Here is a 227-nt window from a genome sequence, read left to right as displayed (position 1 = left end):
ATCTTTCTTCTATATAAGAACGCTGAATTAATTAGAAACTTATTCGCAACCCATACAATGAACCCCGAAATCAACCCACATATGAATCCACATATGAGTAGTGGCGACTTTAACACCATGGTTGAGGCTAAATATGAAGGTTTAGGGAAATCCTTTATTGGTGTAATGAAGGAACTTGGGAGACGAGTTTAATGCGTTGGCTAAAGCGGCTTCAAGCAACTAAAATG

At 38.3% G+C, this 227-nt stretch carries 1 protein-coding gene; it reads left to right on the top strand.

All coding sequences use genetic code 11. The annotated features are described in order from the left end of the window. The coding region (locus H2O73_RS22040; RefSeq protein WP_220457804.1) for a hypothetical protein at positions 1 to 192 on the top strand (192 nt) is incomplete at its 5' end. Positions 193 to 227 lie beyond the last annotated feature (35 nt).

It is taken from the genome of Vibrio marinisediminis, assembly GCF_014050145.1.
Taxonomy (GTDB): domain Bacteria; phylum Pseudomonadota; class Gammaproteobacteria; order Enterobacterales; family Vibrionaceae; genus Vibrio; species Vibrio marinisediminis.
Note: the sequence above shows the minus strand (reverse complement) of the source record. Positions and strands in the feature narration are given on the sequence as shown.